Raw genomic sequence first — 17,146 nt, 5'->3', positions numbered from 1 at the left:
GAACCTGTCGTGCTGCCGCGTGTCCCGGCACCGGTTGCGGAAGATCTGACAGCGCCGGAGCCGAGCCCAGGCGCGGAGAAGCCAGGGCTACTGGGGCGCCTTCTCGGCCGCTCAGACGCGCAGACAGTCGTCCGCCGTGCGCTTGACGATGCGATGCTCGAACAGCTTGAAGAGCTGCTGATCACCGCGGACATGGGTGTCGATACGGCTCTGCGGGTCGTTGCCAACATGGCCGAGGGCCGCATGGGCAAGAAGCTCTCAGTCCAGGAGATCAAGGAGCTGATGTCTGCAGAGATCGCGCGGATCATGGACCCGGTCGCCAAGCCGCTCCCGCTCTATCCGCAGACGCCGCAGGTGGTTCTGGTCGTGGGGGTCAATGGCTCGGGCAAAACCACGACGATCGGCAAGCTGGCCAGCCAGTTCCGTGCAGCCGGCAAGAAGGTCGTGATCGCGGCAGGCGACACCTTCCGCGCCGCTGCCGTGGAACAGCTCCAGGTCTGGGGCGCGCGCGCGGGCGTGCCGGTGCTGACCGCACCCGAAGGCTCGGACCCGGCAAGCCTCGCCTTCGATGCCATGACCCAAGCCCAGGCCGACGGCGCCGACCTTCTGCTCATCGACACGGCCGGGCGGCTTCAGAATCGTACCGACCTGATGGAAGAATTGGCCAAGATCGTGCGCGTCATCCGCAAGAAGGACGAAAGCGCACCGCACAACACGCTGCTGGTGCTGGACGCCACGACGGGTCAGAACGCGCTCAATCAGGTGAAGGTCTTCAGCGATATCTCGGATGTGTCGGGGCTGGTGATGACCAAGCTCGATGGCACCGCAAAGGGCGGGGTGCTCGTCGCACTGGCGGATAAGTTCGGCTTGCCGATCCACGCCATCGGTGTGGGCGAGCAGATCGACGATCTTGACGCCTTCGATCCTGATGACTTTGCCAAAGCGCTCATGGGCCTTGATGCCGCCTGACTTCTCCGAACGAGCGCCGGATGTGGCGGCCTTTCGCGGGTTGCGCCACGCGGCCGGCCTCGGCGTTGTCGGGGAAGACGCCACACGGATTGCGCTGCAGAAAACGCTTCACGGCGTCTGGCTCTGGGAGGGTGACGAACTGGTCGGCATGGCGCGGCTGATCGGCGATGGTGGCACCTTTGCCCAGGTCACGGATGTAGCTGTGCATCCGCGCCTGCAACGACAGGGTTGGGGGCACCGGATCATGACGCGGCTGATGCGCTGGGCCGATGAGACGCTTCCCCGCGGCTGCTATATCAGCCTGATCGCCGACTCCGGGGCAGAGCGTCTCTATGAACGACACGGGTTTGCCCTGCGCACCGGTATGGCGCGCCGGGTCCCATGACCGAGTGGCTGCTCTCCATCGAAGGCACCGAGACCGGGCACAGCGTTGCCCTTGGCCTCGCGTTGATGGCGGCCTTTCTGCACGCGGTTTTCGGCGCGCTGCAGAAAGGGCGCCACGATCCGTGGCTCACGCGGGGCGCCATCGACATCAGCTACATGACGATGGCCATTCCCTTCTTGCTCTTCGTCGTGCCCTGGCCCGAGCCGCATATGTGGCCGATCTTTGCGGCTGTCTGGGTGATCCACGTGATCTACAAGCTGCTGCAGGCCTGGGCCTACAGCAAGGGCGCCTTCACGGTTGTCTATCCCGTGGTCCGCGGCACTGGACCGCTCTTCACGGTGATCGGCGCTTACCTCATCTTCGGCGAGACCTTCACCGGTGCGCAGTGGGTCGGTGTGGCCGTGCTTCTTTCAGGCATCTTCGGTCTGGCGATCTACAACATGATCTTCCTGGTCCCGGAACGCGAGACCCTGAATGCGGCGCTGGGGCTGGCGGTGCTGACGGGGCTTTTCGTTGCGCTTTACACCACCTACGACGCCTACGGCATCCGCGCGACCGCCGACCCTTTCACCTTTCTCGCCTGGTTCTTCATGATCGACGGGTTCGTCATGCCGATCATCGCCGCGCTCCGCTGGCAGCGGATGGCGCACCGGCCTGCGCTTGGGCCGCTCATGGCGCGCGGGTTTGTCGGCGGGCTGATCGCGCCGCTCAGTTTCGGGGCGATCATGCTGGCCACACGGCTCGACAAGGTGGGCGAGGCCGCGGTGCTGCGCGAGACCTCCACGGTCTTTGCCGCCATCATCGGCTGGCTCTTCCTGAAAGAGACCGTCGGCCCGCGGCGGATTGCCCTTATGGCATTGATTGCGCTCGGCGCTGTGATAGTTGAGGTGGGTGGTTAGGAAGAGACGATGTCAGACGCAAAACAGATCAATCCCGTCGTGAAACAGGTGCTGGAACTGGGGCCTACGGTCCTGTTTTTCCTGATCTATCTGTGGATCAAGGACGACACCTTCGTCATCGGCGGTATCGAGTACACCGGCTTCATCATCGCCGCACTCGTCTTCGTGCCGATCCTGCTGGTGGCCATGGCCATCCTGTGGCGTCTGACGGGCCAGCTTAGCCGGATGCAGATCTTCACGGCCGTCATGGTGATCTTCTTCGGCGGGCTGACCGCCTGGTTCAACGACGAGCGCTTCTTCAAGATGAAAACAAGCATCGTCTACGGGCTTTTCGCAGCGCTGCTCGGCATCGGGCTTCTGCGTGGCCAGTCTTATCTGGCCTACGTGATGAACGAGATGATGCCGATGCGGCAGGAGGGGTGGATGATCCTGACCCGCAGGCTCTGCGGCGCTTTTGCTGCCCTGGCCGTCGCCAATGAGATCATCTGGCGCACCATGTCGACGGATGCATGGGTGAAGATCGAGACCTTCGGCTTTCCCATCGCCCTCATGGCATTCCTGATGTGGCAGTTTACGAGCCTGCAAGGCTACCTGATCACCGACGACACCGACGACGCGAGTTGACGCGCGCGCAAGGGCGCAGGGTCAGCTGGTCCGGGCGGGCGCGGGCGCACCGCATTCGGCCCGATCGCGCGGGCAACCTTGCGTGCCAGATCCACCGAGATCGCCGCTTCCAAGGCCAGCCGAAACCGGGTGCTCCGCTTGCACTTGCGTTGCAGATCCTCGAACTGCCATTCCAGCACCTCGGCCCCCGGCTCCAGCCAGGTCGAGGCTGAACTCGGCTCATTGATCAGAAACGCGATTTCGCCGAGAAAGAAATTGGGCGGCAGAATGAACTCGCTGTTGCCCTTTTGCACGCGGGTGGCGCCTGAGATCACGTAATAGAGCTTGGAGCCTGCCTCGCCCTCAACGGTCAATTGCCGCTCATCCTCGACCCGGTAGCGGCGCGCGAGCTTCATGAGCCCGCGGAAATCGCCCGGCGGCAGCGGTGGGAAACTGTCGTAAAGGTCCGCATGCGCACGCGGGATCGCAAGGCGCGACTTGCGTGCGAGCAGGCTGCTCAGACCGATCAGGTTCGCCGTACCGATCAGCATGCTGACATAGATCGCCTCCCACAGGGGGCTCGCGGCAACGGTCGCGTAGTAGATGATGTAGACAGAGGTGCCCGCGAGGATCAGAAGCCGCAACACGATCTGATTGATCGTGATCAGCCCCAGAACATAAAGCGCTCCTGCAAAATAGACCAGCGCGCCGGGCGAATACATATACTCTGTCATGCTCAAATTCAGCGATACCCCTAGGCACCTGCGGAGTTTGCGCGAGACAGATGGGTTTATGCAAAGAAAATCAGCGGTCTTGAGGCTTTTTTGTCAATTCGTCCTGCCGCTACGGGGGTGTTCGTCGTGCCATCTTTACCGGTGCGCTGCACGTTAGTAGGCCGGTTCGTTGCGCTTTTGATCCGCTGTGTCACCCATGACAGCGGAGGCCCGGCGTTGGATCTTGCCCTTGGCCACCACCGCTGTGTCGGAGGCCACGCGGCACACAGCCGCCGCGAGTGGTGTCAGGGCAAAACGGGACCACCGCGGCGCCATGCTGCTGGGAAGCGCCCGGTGGAGATCATGAAAGCTCAAGGACTGCGGCTGGCGCAGCAGACTGGTGTAGAACGCCATGATCCCGGGCCGTGTGTAGCTCGACCAATGGGAGACACGCCGCTCCGCTGAGGCAACGCGGACGCCCATCCGCGCAAGGCTGGTCAGAACGCGGTCGCAGTCGAGCTGGATGTTCGCCACGTTCGGTCGATTGATCCCCTGACCGATGGCGCGGTTCGCCCCGTGCCCGAAGCCGACCAGCGTTTCAAAGGCCAGATCGAACAGATCGTTTTCGCGGCTTGTGACGTTGAACACCTCCGTGGTGCGCCCGGCAGGCGTTGCCAGCATCTGTTCTGCGACAGTTGCAAAGCTTGCTCCGGTGAGCAGCAGCATGCGATCTACGGCGCGGGCGGGAAGATGCGCGAGCGCGGCCAGGGCAATCTCCGATCCGAGGGAATGCGCGATCAGATGGACCGGGCGGCGCGGATCTGCCGCTTTCAGGGCGTGCAACACATCCGCGAGCGCAGGGCCGAGCGCACTGGCGCGCCGGTGCACCTGCTTCAGCGGGCCTCGGGCATGCCAGCCGAAGGCGATGCCAAGGCCCTCGTCCGCCGCGGCGGCACCGAACCCCAGTGCGCGCGGCCAATCCGCGCCGTTCGCGCCAAACAGTTTCCGGTGCGGACAATGCGCGATGTCGGCGGGGTCGTATTTGTACCCGTGGATCATGACGATGGCGGGCCCGGGCGTCTGGCCGGACAGCTCGGCAATCTCCGGCAAAGCCTCAGAGCGACATCCGTGTTTGTGCAGCCCATCCTCTGTCGCATTGACCCTGAGCAACGGCATCGTCCGCCCTCTCTACAAGATGTTGTGGCTGAGCTATCCCAGAGACATACGACAGCAGGATGAATTTAGTGTTACAGCACCGTGACGGTGTTGACGCGCAACACGCCATGTCTTAACGCTGCGGACGTGGCGATTTGTTACCGGATTGCGGGCCACGTTAAACTCACCGCTAAAAGGTCACCGATGAGGACACCCCGTCGCGTTGACCGCGTCTGGGGTTTTTTTGTGCCCGTCGGGGCTGGAGAAGAAGAGAAGAATGACAGCTGATCTGAAGCCGCGGACACGCGCGATCCACAGCGGAACCCGCCGCAGCCAATACGGCGAGGTCTCCGAGGCGATTTTCCTCACGCAAGGGTTCGTCTATGAGACTGCCGAGGCCGCCGAGGCCCGCTTCATCGAAGCCGGACCCGACGAATTCATCTACGCACGATATGGCAACCCCACGGTCGCGATGTTCGAAGAGCGGATCGCGGCGCTTGAAGGGGCCGAGGATGCCTTTGCCACCGCCTCGGGCATGGCGGCGGTGTCCGGAGCCTTGATGTCGATGTTGAAAGCGGGCGATCACGTGGTTTCGGCCCGCGCGCTCTTCGGCTCTTGCCTCTATGTGCTCGAAGAGGTGCTGACCCGCTTCGGCGTGGAGGTCACCTTTGTCGACGGCACCGATCTCGACGCCTGGGCCGCAGCCATCCGTGACGATACCACGGCGGTGTTCTTCGAATCGCTGTCGAACCCGACCTTGCAGGTTGTCGATATCGCCGGTGTCGCCGCTTTGGCCCATGCCAAGGGTGCCAAGGTGCTGGTGGACAACGTTTTTGCAACGCCTGTCTGGTCGAAGGCACTGGCACAGGGCGCTGATGTGGTGATCTATTCCGCCACCAAGCATATCGACGGGCAGGGCCGCGCGCTTGGCGGCGTGATCCTCGGCACGCAGGCGTTCATTCGCAAGACCGTCGAGCCCTACATGAAGCACACCGGCGGCTCGATGAGCCCGTTTACGGCTTGGGTGATGCTCAAGGGGCTGGAGACGCTCGATCTGCGCGTGCGGGCACAGACCGGCAACGCCACCGCCATTGCCGCGGCGCTACATCAGCACGAGAAACTCTCGCGTGTGATCTATCCCGGTCACGAAACCCACCCGCAGCACGGGCTCGTACAGCGCCAGATGGGGCAGGGCGGCACGGTTCTGTCGATCGACCTTGCGGGCGGGAAGGAGGCCGCGTTCCGGTTCCTGAATGCCATCGAGGTCGGTGTGATCTCGAACAACCTCGGCGATGCCAAGACGATCATGACGCATCCCGCAACCACCACCCATCAGCGCCTGCCGCAGGACCAGAAGGATGCGCTTGGCATCACCGATGGGCTTGTGCGGATCAGCGCGGGCATCGAGGATGAGGACGATCTGATCAATGACATCCTGAAGGCGCTGGCCGTGGCCTGAACGCGCGGCCGGCATCCGGCAAATAATTGATCACAATAGTGATCTTACCCCGCGCCAGTGACGTATCTGTGAGGACGAGTTGGCCGCGGTCGGTCCGCGACCTATCTACCGAACAGACGCCGTCATGAGGGACATAGCGATGAACATCCACACACCCGTACTTGATGCCACACCCGACCGGGAGCAGGCCGAAACCGCGCTTGCCGTCCTGCGGACCTGGGTAAAAGGCGCGACTGTGACAGAAATTCTCGAGCTCGATCCGTCGGTTGCACGGCTGATTCCGGGCGACACATCCGTTGATTATCCGGCCTTCTCGCGCGACTACCCTGAGGATTTCGCGACCGACGAGGGCTACAAGGCCACGCTGCCCGATCTGCAGAACGGGCCGTCGAGCCTGATCCGCGGGGCCAGGCAGCAGATCCAGCATGTCGGCATTTCGAATTTCCGGTTGCCCTTGCGGTTCCAAACCCGTGACAACGGTCCGCTGACGCTGGAGACCTCGGTCACCGGCTCTGTCAGCCTGGAGGCCGACAAGAAGGGCATCAACATGTCCCGCATCATGCGCTCCTTCTACAAGCACGCCGAAGAGACCTTCAGTTTCGGTGTGATCGAGGCGGCGCTGGATGACTACATCTCGGATCTCGACAGCTTCGATGCGCGCATTCAGATGCGCTTCAGCTTCCCGATGAAGGTGGACAGCCTGCGCTCGGGTCTGTCGGGCTACCAGTATTACGACATTGCGCTCGAACTTGTGGAGCAGTCCGGCGTGCGCAAGAAGATCATGCACCTCGACTATGTCTATTCCTCGACATGCCCCTGTTCGCTGGAGCTCTCCGAACACGCGCGGGCCACGCGCGGTCAGCTTGCCACACCGCATTCGCAGCGGTCCGTGGCGCGGATCTCGGTGGAGATCGACGAAGACGCGCGCTGCCTCTGGTTCGAGGATCTGATCGAAGCCTGTCGCCGCGCGGTGCCGACCGAAACACAGGTCATGGTCAAGCGCGAGGACGAGCAGGCCTTTGCGGAGCTCAACGCGGCCAATCCGATTTTCGTCGAAGACGCCGCGCGTCTCTTCTGCGAGCAGTTGCAGGCAGACGTGCGCATCGGCGATTTCCGTGTGGTGGCCAGCCATCAGGAGAGCCTGCACAGCCATGACGCGGTGAGCATTCTGGTCGAGGGCGATACCTTTGCGACTGAGAGCCTGGATCCGCGTCTGTTCAACACGCTGTTTCACGTCGGGTAGAACAAACCTTAATAAACAATTGAAAGCGCTGAATTTTGCAGCGCTTTTTTGCATCGCTGGGGCCATAGCGGCCATGCAGAACTTGCAATTCTCATCCGTGGGTCCATGCGCTATGACCATCGCATCGGGAGGAGATGAACGTTTAACGTAAGGATCTCCGATGGCGTATCACTCCACAGAATTCGACAGCGGCTTGGGCCGTTTTGCACATAACCTCTTCGGCGCCCTACGTGGCGTGCTCTCGTCCATCGTGAAAACGATGATCGTCTCGAGCTCTTACATGGGCCGCGTGAGAAAGGTTCAGGCGCTGCAAGCCAAGACCGATGAAGAGCTGGCCGCGATGAACATCAAGCGCGACGACATCGTGCATGTGGTGTTCCACGATCTCTACTACGTCTGATCACGCACTGAATTCAGCTGCTTGACACCGACATGGCGCGCAGCCAACCCTGCGCGCATGTTGGACATCCGCCCCGTAGGATATGTGATCGGACTGCTGGTCAGCGTTCTCGGCGTGGCCATGCTGCTGCCGATGCTGGTCGACATTGCCGAGGGGCGCGGCCACTGGCCGGTCTTCATCCAGTCCGCATTGATCACCATGCTGTCGGGAGGCGGGATCGCGCTCGCCTGCGCCAATGGCGTCAAGGAAGGGCTGACGATCCAACAGACCTTCCTGCTGACCACGGGCGTCTGGGTGGCGCTGCCGCTCTTCGGGGCACTGCCTTTCGTCTTCGGGGCCACCGAATCCCGCTTTGTCGATGCATTTTTCGAGGCCATGTCGGGTCTCACGACCACCGGCTCCACGGTGCTCTCGGGTCTGGAGGAACTGCCGAAGGGCATCCTTCTGTGGCGCGGCATCCTGCAATGGTTGGGTGGCATCGGCATCATCGTCGTCGCCATGGTCTTCCTGCCCGAGCTGCGCGTCGGCGGGATGCAGATCTTCAAATCCGAGTCCTTTGACACGATGGGGAAGATCCTGCCGCGTGCGGGTCAGATCGCGAGCCAGATTTCCAGCATCTACCTCGGCCTGACCATGATCTGCGCGCTCAGCTACCTGGTCCTGGGCATGAATGCCTTCGACGCGACGGTGCATGCGCTGACCACAGTCTCCACCGGCGGCTTTGCGAATTACGATGACTCCTTCGGCGTTTTCAAAGGCAACCTGGAGATTGCCGCGGCCTTCTTCATGGTGCTCGCGGCACTGCCTTTCGTGCGCTACGTGCAGCTGATCAACGGCCAGCCCAAGCCGCTCTGGCGGGACAGCCAGATCCAGGTTTTCATCGCCACCCTGCTCGTGATCGTCGCGATCATGTCCTTCGCCTTGTTTCAGCTCTTTCCACAGGCGTGGGGGACTTCCATGCGCGAAGCGCTCTTCAATGCCACGTCGATCATGACGGGCACGGGCTACGCCTCGGCCAATTACATGACCTGGGGCCCGCTGCTGATTTCCATGTTCTTCTTCATCGGTCTGATCGGCGGCTGCGCGGGGTCCACAACCTGTTCGATCAAGATCTTCCGCTATCAGCTGCTCTTTGCGTCGATCAGGATGCAGCTGCGGCGCATCCGGTCGCCCAACGGTGTCTTCGTGGTGCGCTACGACCGCCGACCGGTGGGCGACGATGTGCTGAGTTCGGTGATTTCCTTTTTCATGTTCTTCGTTCTGACGCTGGGCCTGCTCGCCGTCGCGCTGAGCCTGACCGGGCTCGACTTCATCACCTCGCTCTCGGGGGCGGCAACGGCCTTGTCCAACGTCGGTCCGGGGCTCGGCGACGAGATCGGGCCCGCGGGGAATTTTGCGGGCCTGAATGACACCGCGAAATGGCTGCTCTCTGTCGGTATGCTGTTGGGGCGACTCGAATTGTTGGCCGTTTATGCCATTTTGACCGTCAATTTCTGGAGAGACTGAGATGCAACGACCGCTCGGGGCACAGATTTCCCATATGCTCAAGGACCGCGGCGTCGATGTGATCTTCGGGATTCCCGGCGTCCACAATCAGGAGATGTATCGCGGGATCGAAGAGGCCGGGATCACCCATATCCTGGCCCGGCACGAACAGGGCGCGGGCTTCATGGCCGATGGCTATGCCCGCGCGAGCGGCAAGCCGGGTGTCGCCTATGTGATCACCGGGCCGGGGCTCTGCAACATCATGACGCCGATGGGGCAGGCCTATTCGGATTCCGTGCCCATGCTGGTGATCTCCAGTTGCCTTGACGATGTGGCCGCGACGAAGGGGCAGCTGCATCAAATGAAGGATCAGCGCGCAGCGGCCGAAACCGTCTGCGACTGGTCGGAGGAGGCCCGCTCCGCATCCGCTGCCTACCGGCTCATCGACCGCGCGTTGGTGGAGTTCCTGACCGACCGCAAACGCCCCAAGCACATCCAGGTGCCGATTGCCCTGCTGCAGGCGCAGGCGGCACCGGCCATCGCGCGGCCGGCGCCTACGGCGCCGAGAACGCCGCCGCGATCATCCCGCAACCTGCTCGAAGGGGTCCAGCGGCCCTCGCTCGGAGCTCAGCAGATCAAGAGCCTCGCCCGGCGCATCATGGAAGCCGAACGTCCGCTGCTCATTTTCGGTGGAGGTGCGGCGACCCCCGGCGTTGAATCGCTCGTGAGCAGTGTCCTGGCCAAGAGCAAGGCGGCTTCGTTCACCACCTATGCCGGCCGCGGTGTGGTGGCCCCCGACAATCCGCGCGCCTTCGGGGCCAGCCTTGCGCGGCCGGAAAGTGCGACACTGCTGAAGTCCAGCGACTGCGTGATCTATCTGGGGACTGACCTGGCCGAGGTCGACCTGTGGCGCAGCGATCCTGGGCATCGCGCGGGCGCTGTGCACATCAACCTCGACCCCACGGTCCTGGCCGCGGCCGACGCCGACGACACGCGGTTGCAGGCGGATGCCGTGGATGCCCTCGCGGCGATCGAAGGGGCGTTCGCAGGGGTGCCGGCCTCCCGCTGGTCCTCCGAGATCGTCGCCGACTACCGGGCGCGTTGGCGGGCGGAGGTTGACGCGGAGCGCCCCGGCATCGTGGCCATCTGTGACGCCTTGCGCGCGGTCGTGCCGCCCGACACGATGATCTATTCGGATATGACGCAGCTTGCTTATGTGGCCAAGGAGGTCTGGGACATGGACCGTGCCTGTCACTGGCATCATCCTTACGGCTTCGGCACGTTGGGCTATGCGACACCGGCCGCGATTGGCGGGGCCATCGCACGCGCCGGTCAGCCGACGATGGCGATCATCGGCGACTATGGGTTTCACTATACGATGCAGGAGCTCGGCGTTGCCGTCGAACTGGGCCTGCGCATTCCCATCATCCTTTGGGACAACGGCAAGCTCAAGGAGATCGAGGAAAGCATGGTGCGCGCGCAGATTGCGCCCAACGCGGTGATCGCGCGAAATCCCGATTTCTGCAGGCTGGCGGAGGCTTTTGGCGCCCGTGCAGCGGCCCCGAAGAGCATCGAGGCCCTTCAGAGTGCTGTCACAGAGGCTTTCGCGGCCGACGGTCCGACGCTGATCTGCATCTCGCCCGGCCTGACCGGCTGAGGCCGGTCAGCGGTAATCCGAATAGGCGCGCTGGATCAGGCGGCGTTCGCAGCCTTCATGCGCGGTATTCACGATCAGATACCACACGGTCTCGCCCGGACGGCCAGCGCGCGAGTATTGGCAATTGTCCGGTGTTGTCCACCACTGCCCGCGGTAGTTCGCAGGCGGCAGCGACGGCGACGAATAGGTCACCAAGGTCGCTTTTTTCGAGCCGGATGCGGCTTGATCGGCAGCTGCAGGCAGCGCCAGGGCAGCACCGAGCGCCAGTGCCGCAAAGTGTTTCAGCATTTCACTCACTCCATAGACGTACCGAAGTACGACACGCCCCCACGCCTGAGCAGCATGGCTGGTGGGTCTTAACGCATCGCAAATGGATGCGCCGGAGCGGCTCTTTCTTTAGAGCGGATTTGAGATGTTTTTGCGCCTATTCCCAGCAACTCACCAGCACGGTCATATCGACCGCTTGCGCGGTGATGTCCTCGGGTGCCACTGCGGCGGTGAGGCCAGGCTGAGGCGCTGCGATGCCCGCTGTTTCGAGCACCTTGGCGATGGCGCCGCCAGCCAGTGCAAAGGACACCTCGGGCGGTAACTGCCGCTGCCCGCCGCCACGGGGCAACAGCATACCCAGCACGTTCCCACTGGTGTCGAAGACCGGACCGCCCGCATCACCGGGCAGCGTCTCGAGGTTCAGGCGGCTGAGATCCTTTTCCCCTTGCAGGCCGCGCAGATCGGCCAGCGTGCCGAAGGTCACGCTCGGCGCATCGAGAATGCCTTCGTAGGAATAGCCTGCGACCGCCACGTCGGACTGCAGCCGCGGTGGCACGGGGCTGAACTGCGCGACCTGCGCCGGGGCAAGCGTTTGCGCCGGAGTAAGCACGGCGACGCCCAAGTCTGGGTCCACGATGTTCAGCCGGGCTTCCACATCGTCGTCCAGCGTGATCCGCGTGCAGCTCTGCACCGCGTCCGCGGTCGTGACAACCGCACCGCGCTCATCGACAAAGAAGCCCGAGCGCGACAGGCGGGGTTTGCGCACTTGCAAGCCCGCTACCAGATCGATGCTCTGATCGGCGGCATCGCCCGCTGCGGGGTCCAGCACGCCGGGCAGCCGCGTGAAGCTCGACTCCATCTCCATGATCAAGCGGCTCCGGCGGTCCTCGTCGCCCGCGGGCCAGATCAGCGTGAAGCCCTTGATCTGGCCGTCCTCAAGCCCGGCACGTGTTTCACTGACGATGTCCTTATTGCGCCCGATCAAGACGAAGCTCGATCCTTCGAGAGAGCGCTCGCCGTTCAGGGGCACGATCTCCAGTGTCTGCATGACCTGATAGAGCCCGGCGAGCGTGTCGCTGTTCCCGTCCTGGCTGATCAGCAGAACCTGGGCGACATCGCCCTCGACGCTGCTGAACTTGGCAAAGGGTGCTTCGTAGCGGTCGAACGCAACGCGTGCCATCGGCAGCTTCACTTCGATGCCGGTCTTCGCATCTGTCACGCGCCTAAGATCGAGCCCTTCCAGGACCGCATTGTACTGCCCCAGAAGGCCTGCGCGCTGAGCCGTGGTCAGAACGCCGGTCGGCTCGAAGCCGTTCGCGGATTGCCAGGCGGCCATGGAGTTGCGCGTCCCGCGTCCGAAAGCGCCGTCAATGGCTGCGTTGTAGAAGCCGGCCCATTGCAGCGCGGTCTGCAGGTCGAGCCGCTCTTCGGCGCTCAGCAGACGTTCGCTCTGGCGCGCCTGTGCAGGCGTTTCGTCGGGCGTCGTGACCAAGGCGGCGGGTTGCTGCTCTGCCGGATCGGCGGTGTTGCCGGTATCGAGGGCGATCTGCGGTGTCAGATCCTCACTCTGGGGTAGCGCGGGAGCCGCCTCAGCCGTCAGCGTTCCGCGCCGCAGAAGATCCGCGCCCGCTGGGAAGAACTGCGCACCGAGCGCGCTGCTGAAGGCGATGTAGCTGTCACGCGGGATCAATCCATCGGCGCGATACACGTTCAGGACCTGCCGCGCATCCTCGGCCGCGTAGGGGCCCAGAAGGATCCCGTACCAGCCGCCGCCGAGAGCGAAGCCGTTCACGTCGTCGAGCGCGCGCGCGTAGTCCTCGGCGCGGGTCAGACCGTCTTGCAGGTTCGGCTGCGCCTCGATCTGGACCCAGACCACCTCCTGATCAGACTGCGCGAACGCCATCATGCTCCAGGTGGCAAAAACCGCCACGCACACCCCCAAAAACCGGATCATCTGCCTGCTCACCTCTGGCCTCAAAAATCCGGCACAGATAATCAGGAAATCACCGGCTTGGCCACAAGACAATGGCGGGAAATATCAGCAAAGCGCCAATTGACGCCTCCAGTCCACACACGTAGGTAAGGCGCGCAAGACCATCCCGAGGCCGCCGTTTCATGTCCCAGACAAGCGATGCTCCGAAATCCTTTCAGGAGATCATCCTGAGATTGCAGACCTATTGGGCGGCGAAGGGCTGCGCCATTCTGCAGCCTTACGACATGGAGGTGGGTGCTGGCACCTTCCATCCGGCCACAACGCTGCGCTCGCTTGGCACGCAGGCCTGGGCCGCGGCCTATGTGCAGCCCTCACGCCGCCCCACCGATGGGCGCTATGGCGAGAACCCGAACCGGCTGCAGCACTATTACCAGTATCAGGTGCTGATCAAACCCAGCCCGCCCGATCTGCAGGAGCTCTACCTCGGCTCGCTGGCGGCCATCGGGATCGACATGGGCCTGCACGACATCCGCTTTGTCGAGGACGACTGGGAGAGCCCGACGCTCGGCGCCTGGGGATTGGGCTGGGAGGTCTGGTGCGACGGCATGGAAGTCAGCCAGTTCACCTATTTCCAGCAGGTCGGCGGGCATGACTGCCACCCCGTCTCGGGCGAGCTGACTTACGGGCTGGAGCGGCTGGCGATGTATGTGCTGGGCGTCGATCACGTCATGGACATGCCGTTCAACGATCCGTCGCCCCGCAGGGGCGCTGACGGCAAAGAGGTGTCGCCCATCGCGCTGTCCTATGGTGACGTCTTCAAACAGACCGAAGAGGAATACGCGCGGTGGAACTTCGACACCGCGGACACGGACGTGCTGCTGCGTCAGTTCAACGAGGCCGAGGCCCATTGCCGCGAGATCCTGGAGGCGCCGCAGGACGATCCCAAAACCGGCAAGCGCATCATCATGGTGCATCCCGCCTATGACCAGTGCATCAAGGCGAGCCATATGTTCAACCTACTGGATGCGCGCGGCGTGATCTCGGTGACCGAGCGGCAGGCCTACATCGGGCGCGTGCGCGCTCTGGCCAAGCTCTGCGCCGATGCTTTCGTGCAGACCGAAGCCGGCGGCTGGCAACCGGACAGCGCTGCATGAACGGCAAGATCGTGGGCAGTGCCATCTTGATCTCGGGGGCGGTTGCGGGTGCCGCTCTCTATTATCTGCAGGTCTACGGCTTTTACGAGGAGGTGACGGCGGAGGTGACCGAGGTGCGGCTGGTGTCTCTGACCACCGAACAGCCCGAACCCATCCGCGCCGAGGCCATCGAGGCGATTGACGCCGACAGCTCCCCCATCCGTTTCCGCGCCTGTTTCGAGACCTCGGCCAGCCTTCCGATGCTGACCGAGACCTACGTTGGCCTTGAGGTCGCGACGCCGCGCAACGCGCCGCATTGGTTCGACTGCTTCGACGCCCAAGCTATCGCCGATAAGATGCGGGCGGGCACCGCACTCCCGTTCCTCGGCGAAAAGAACGTGGCTTTCGGGGTCGACCGCATCGTGGTGATCACCGACGACGGGCGCGGCTACATCTGGCACGAGCTGAACGATTGCGGCGAGAAAGCCTATGACGGAACGATTGTGGGCGAGGAGTGCCCGGAACGGGATGACAGCTGATGCCTGATTTGCTGATTGAGCTCTTTTCCGAGGAAATCCCGGCCCGTATGCAACGCCGTGCGGCCGACGATCTGAAGAAGTTCGTCACCGATGGGATGGTTGAGGCGGGGCTGACTTATGCCTGGGCGGGCGCCTTCTCGACCCCGCGCCGCCTGACGCTGACCGTCGAGGGTGTGCTGGCCGCGAGCCCCGCAACCGTTGAGGAGCGCAAGGGCCCGCGCGCAGATGCGCCCAAGACGGCCATCGAAGGCTTCCTGCGGGGCGCCGGGCTCACCCGTGACCAGCTGGAGGAACGCGAGACGCCGAAGGGCGCGGTGCTCTTTGCCCGGATCGAGAAAGCCGGTCGCCCGGCGGCGGAGATCATCGGCGAGGTGCTCGAGAAAACCATCCGCAGCTTTCCCTGGCCCAAATCCATGCGCTGGGGCGCGGGCAGCCTGCGCTGGGTGCGGCCCTTGCACTCCATTCTCTGCATCCTGAGCGATGAGGCGGGCACGGAGGTTGTGCCGCTGGAGGTGGATGGGATCACGGCGGGTGACACGACTGCGGGTCACCGCTTCATGGCGCCGGATCGCTTTTCGGTCGTGAATTTCGAGGATTACACGGCAAAGCTCAAGCGCGCCTACGTGGTGCTCGACCCGGAGGAACGGGCGGAGGCGATCTGGCATGATGCCACAAACATGGCCTTTGCCAGCGGTCTGGAGGTGGTCGAGGACAAGGGCCTCTTGGCCGAAGTCGCGGGGTTGGTGGAATGGCCCGTGGTGCTGATGGGCCGGATTGCGGACGACTTTCTCGAGTTGCCGCCCGAGGTGCTGCAGACCTCGATGAAGGAGCATCAGAAGTTCTTTTCCGTGCGCAACCCAAAGACGGGCCGGATCGAACGCTTCATCACCGTGGCCAATCGCGAGACGGCGGACAACGGCGCGACGATCCTCGCGGGCAACGAGAAGGTGCTCTCGGCCCGGCTGGCGGATGCCAAGTTCTTCTGGGAAAACGACCTGCGTGTGGCGCGGGCCGGCATGGAACCGTGGCTGGAGCAGTTGAAACACGTGACCTTCCACGCCAAGCTCGGCACGCAAGCCGAGCGCATTGACCGCATCGCCGCGCTGGCCCGTGAGCTGGCGCCGGTCGTCGGTGCTGACGCAGATCAGGCTGAACGTGCGGCACGGCTGGCGAAGGCGGATCTGAGCTCCGAGATGGTCTATGAGTTCCCTGAACTTCAAGGCCTTATGGGGCGGTATTACATCGAAGCTTCAGGAGAGGGCGCAGCGATTGCTGCGGCTGCGGAAGAACACTACTCGCCGCTTGGGCCCTCCGATGAAGTGCCGACCGCGCCAGTTTCGGTCGTTGTGGCGTTGGCGGACAAGATTGACACGTTAACCGGCTTCTGGGCGATTGATGAGAAACCGACAGGGAGCAAGGACCCCTTTGCACTGCGTCGGGCTGCTTTGGGGGTTATTCGGTTAGTCTTGGAGAACGACATTCGTCTCTCTCTACAGAACAAGTATCAAAGGTCAGGTAAGTTGCGACCGTTCTTTGCGGCTTTTGTCAAACACGTTTCTGATCATCTGGATCAGGTCGCGGCACAGAATCGAGAGAATGTCTCGAGCTTTTTGGCTGACTTGCAAGCTGGCCACCAAGTGTCAGACCCGCAAATCTCCGCGTTGGTAGACTCCATGAAGAGTACTACGCTAATGCCTGAATGGAGAGCTGTCGTAGCTAGTGCTACGATAGATCTCCTCTCATTCCTCCACGACCGCCTCAAAGTCTATCTCCGCGATCAGGGTATCCGCCATGACATCATCGACGCCTGTATCGCGATGGAGGGGAATGACGATCTGACCCTTCTCGTGAAGCGCGCGCGGGCGTTGTCGGATGTGCTGAAAACCGAGGATGGGGAGAACCTGATCCAGGGGTTCAAGCGGGCCAACAATATTCTGACCCAGGCGCAGGAGGCGGATGGGGTCGAATACTCCTACGGCGCCGATCCGAAGTTTGCGGAGACGAAGGAAGAGCGCGCGCTGTTTGAAGCGCTCGATCAGGCGGAGGCGCAGATTGCACCTGCCATGGAAAAGCAGGACTTTGCGACAGCCATGGCGGCGCTCGCTGCGCTCCGCGCCCCGATTGATGCGTTTTTCGAGGCGGTGAAGATCAATGCCGATAACGCCACCGTGCGGCGCAATCGCCTCAACCTGCTCAGCCGGATCACCACGCTCTGCACCTCGGTCGCCGATCTGACCCGGATCGAAGGCTGAAACGGCAAACACAGACTCGCGCGCACTAAGCCTTGCCAGCCGCGCGCCACGTCT

Annotated in this window: 16 protein-coding genes and 1 riboswitch; of the genes, 12 read left to right on the top strand and 4 right to left on the bottom strand. The window is 63.0% G+C overall.

Annotated elements, in window-relative coordinates; translation table 11 throughout:
• The 4 genes from ftsY to MUB52_RS02990 form a co-directional block, all read left to right on the top strand.
• Window positions 1–969, top strand: a 969-nt coding sequence (ftsY, locus tag MUB52_RS03005; RefSeq protein ID WP_263842713.1) for a signal recognition particle-docking protein FtsY, incomplete at its 5' end; no start/stop codon positions are given.
• Window positions 959–1,354: a GNAT family N-acetyltransferase gene (locus MUB52_RS03000; RefSeq protein ID WP_263842712.1), complete on the top strand. Its 396-nt coding sequence runs from the start codon at window positions 959–961 to the stop codon at window positions 1,352–1,354. The genes ftsY and MUB52_RS03000, both read left to right, overlap by 11 nt.
• On the top strand, window positions 1,351–2,253 hold the full coding sequence (locus MUB52_RS02995; protein ID WP_263842711.1) for a DMT family transporter: 903 nt from the start codon (window positions 1,351–1,353) through the stop codon (window positions 2,251–2,253). Before MUB52_RS03000 ends, MUB52_RS02995 begins: the two co-directional genes overlap by 4 nt.
• A gap of 9 nt (window positions 2,254–2,262) precedes the next feature.
• Complete coding sequence (locus tag MUB52_RS02990; RefSeq protein ID WP_263842710.1) at window positions 2,263–2,877, top strand: inner membrane-spanning protein YciB; 615 nt, start codon at window positions 2,263–2,265, stop codon at window positions 2,875–2,877.
• Here the strand turns inward: MUB52_RS02990 and MUB52_RS02985 are convergent.
• Window positions 2,841–3,590, bottom strand: a complete 750-nt coding sequence (locus MUB52_RS02985) for a cyclic nucleotide-binding domain-containing protein (RefSeq protein ID WP_263842709.1) — start codon at window positions 3,588–3,590, stop codon at window positions 2,841–2,843. The genes MUB52_RS02990 and MUB52_RS02985 overlap by 37 nt on opposite strands.
• A gap of 153 nt (window positions 3,591–3,743) precedes the next feature.
• Complete coding sequence (locus MUB52_RS02980; RefSeq protein WP_263842708.1) at window positions 3,744–4,745, bottom strand: alpha/beta hydrolase; 1,002 nt, start codon at window positions 4,743–4,745, stop codon at window positions 3,744–3,746.
• Between the two features lie 116 nt (window positions 4,746–4,861).
• Window positions 4,862–4,938, top strand: a riboswitch (SAM riboswitch).
• 63 nt (window positions 4,939–5,001) lie between these two features.
• Between MUB52_RS02980 and metZ the strand changes: the two genes are divergently transcribed.
• From metZ to MUB52_RS02955, 5 genes are all read left to right on the top strand, one after another.
• Entirely contained in the window at window positions 5,002–6,183 is a 1,182-nt protein-coding gene (gene metZ / locus MUB52_RS02975) for an O-succinylhomoserine sulfhydrylase (protein ID WP_263842707.1), read from the top strand.
• Window positions 6,184–6,322: 139 nt separating this feature from the next.
• A complete protein-coding gene (gene folE2, locus MUB52_RS02970) occupies window positions 6,323–7,426 on the top strand; it encodes a GTP cyclohydrolase FolE2 (RefSeq protein ID WP_263842706.1) in 1,104 nt (367 codons plus the stop codon).
• Between the two features lie 160 nt (window positions 7,427–7,586).
• Window positions 7,587–7,826 carry a hypothetical protein gene (locus MUB52_RS02965; protein WP_263842705.1) on the top strand — a complete coding sequence of 80 codons (240 nt, stop codon included), beginning with the start codon at window positions 7,587–7,589 and terminating at the stop codon, window positions 7,824–7,826.
• A gap of 57 nt (window positions 7,827–7,883) precedes the next feature.
• Window positions 7,884–9,332 (top strand): TrkH family potassium uptake protein, encoded by a 1,449-nt coding sequence (locus tag MUB52_RS02960; RefSeq protein ID WP_263842704.1) that lies wholly within the window; start codon window positions 7,884–7,886, stop codon window positions 9,330–9,332.
• A 1-nt stretch (window position 9,333) separates the two neighbouring features.
• A complete protein-coding gene (locus MUB52_RS02955; RefSeq protein ID WP_263842703.1) occupies window positions 9,334–10,968 on the top strand; it encodes a thiamine pyrophosphate-binding protein in 1,635 nt (544 codons plus the stop codon).
• A 6-nt stretch (window positions 10,969–10,974) separates the two neighbouring features.
• Here MUB52_RS02955 and MUB52_RS02950 read toward each other — a convergent pair whose 3' ends face one another.
• Together MUB52_RS02950 and MUB52_RS02945 are read right to left on the bottom strand one after the other, a co-directional pair.
• Window positions 10,975–11,256 carry a hypothetical protein gene (locus MUB52_RS02950; protein WP_263842702.1) on the bottom strand — a complete coding sequence of 94 codons (282 nt, stop codon included), beginning with the start codon at window positions 11,254–11,256 and terminating at the stop codon, window positions 10,975–10,977.
• A 136-nt stretch (window positions 11,257–11,392) separates the two neighbouring features.
• Window positions 11,393–13,189 carry a serine protease gene (locus MUB52_RS02945; RefSeq protein WP_263842701.1) on the bottom strand — a complete coding sequence of 599 codons (1,797 nt, stop codon included), beginning with the start codon at window positions 13,187–13,189 and terminating at the stop codon, window positions 11,393–11,395.
• Between the two features lie 161 nt (window positions 13,190–13,350).
• On the opposite strand from MUB52_RS02945, the gene MUB52_RS02940 reads away from it, so the two are divergent.
• The 3 genes from MUB52_RS02940 to glyS are packed head-to-tail and all read left to right on the top strand — an operon-like array spanning window position 13,351 to window position 17,092.
• A complete protein-coding gene (locus MUB52_RS02940; protein ID WP_263842700.1) occupies window positions 13,351–14,322 on the top strand; it encodes a glycine--tRNA ligase subunit alpha in 972 nt (323 codons plus the stop codon).
• Window positions 14,319–14,840 (top strand): DUF6446 family protein, encoded by a 522-nt coding sequence (locus tag MUB52_RS02935; protein WP_263842699.1) that lies wholly within the window; start codon window positions 14,319–14,321, stop codon window positions 14,838–14,840. The genes MUB52_RS02940 and MUB52_RS02935 overlap by 4 nt, the downstream gene beginning before the upstream one ends.
• Window positions 14,840–17,092, top strand: coding sequence for a glycine--tRNA ligase subunit beta (glyS, locus tag MUB52_RS02930; RefSeq protein ID WP_263842698.1), 2,253 nt, complete (start codon window positions 14,840–14,842; stop codon window positions 17,090–17,092). The genes MUB52_RS02935 and glyS overlap by 1 nt, the downstream gene beginning before the upstream one ends.
• Window positions 17,093–17,146 lie beyond the last annotated feature (54 nt).

Source organism: Roseobacter sinensis, assembly GCF_025755255.1.
Taxonomy (GTDB): domain Bacteria; phylum Pseudomonadota; class Alphaproteobacteria; order Rhodobacterales; family Rhodobacteraceae; genus Roseobacter; species Roseobacter sinensis.
This window is presented reverse-complemented; position numbering and strand designations above follow the sequence as displayed.

Excerpts from the sequence above, each read along its gene's own strand:
- MUB52_RS02950 (WP_263842702.1), bottom strand. The coding sequence starts at position 11,256 with ATGCTGAAACACTTTGCGGCACTGGCGCTCGGTGCTGCCCTGGCGCTG.
- MUB52_RS02940 (WP_263842700.1), top strand. The coding sequence starts at position 13,351 with ATGTCCCAGACAAGCGATGCTCCGAAATCCTTTCAGGAGATCATCCTG.
- metZ (WP_263842707.1), top strand. The coding sequence starts at position 5,002 with ATGACAGCTGATCTGAAGCCGCGGACACGCGCGATCCACAGCGGAACC.
- MUB52_RS02980 (WP_263842708.1), bottom strand. The coding sequence starts at position 4,745 with ATGCCGTTGCTCAGGGTCAATGCGACAGAGGATGGGCTGCACAAACAC.
- MUB52_RS03000 (WP_263842712.1), top strand. The coding sequence starts at position 959 with ATGCCGCCTGACTTCTCCGAACGAGCGCCGGATGTGGCGGCCTTTCGC.
- MUB52_RS02945 (WP_263842701.1), bottom strand. The coding sequence starts at position 13,189 with ATGATCCGGTTTTTGGGGGTGTGCGTGGCGGTTTTTGCCACCTGGAGC.
- MUB52_RS02990 (WP_263842710.1), top strand. The coding sequence starts at position 2,263 with ATGTCAGACGCAAAACAGATCAATCCCGTCGTGAAACAGGTGCTGGAA.
- folE2 (WP_263842706.1), top strand. The coding sequence starts at position 6,323 with ATGAACATCCACACACCCGTACTTGATGCCACACCCGACCGGGAGCAG.
- MUB52_RS02960 (WP_263842704.1), top strand. The coding sequence starts at position 7,884 with ATGTTGGACATCCGCCCCGTAGGATATGTGATCGGACTGCTGGTCAGC.
- MUB52_RS02935 (WP_263842699.1), top strand. The coding sequence starts at position 14,319 with ATGAACGGCAAGATCGTGGGCAGTGCCATCTTGATCTCGGGGGCGGTT.
- glyS (WP_263842698.1), top strand. The coding sequence starts at position 14,840 with ATGCCTGATTTGCTGATTGAGCTCTTTTCCGAGGAAATCCCGGCCCGT.
- MUB52_RS02985 (WP_263842709.1), bottom strand. The coding sequence starts at position 3,590 with ATGACAGAGTATATGTATTCGCCCGGCGCGCTGGTCTATTTTGCAGGA.
- MUB52_RS02995 (WP_263842711.1), top strand. The coding sequence starts at position 1,351 with ATGACCGAGTGGCTGCTCTCCATCGAAGGCACCGAGACCGGGCACAGC.
- MUB52_RS02965 (WP_263842705.1), top strand. The coding sequence starts at position 7,587 with ATGGCGTATCACTCCACAGAATTCGACAGCGGCTTGGGCCGTTTTGCA.
- MUB52_RS02955 (WP_263842703.1), top strand. The coding sequence starts at position 9,334 with ATGCAACGACCGCTCGGGGCACAGATTTCCCATATGCTCAAGGACCGC.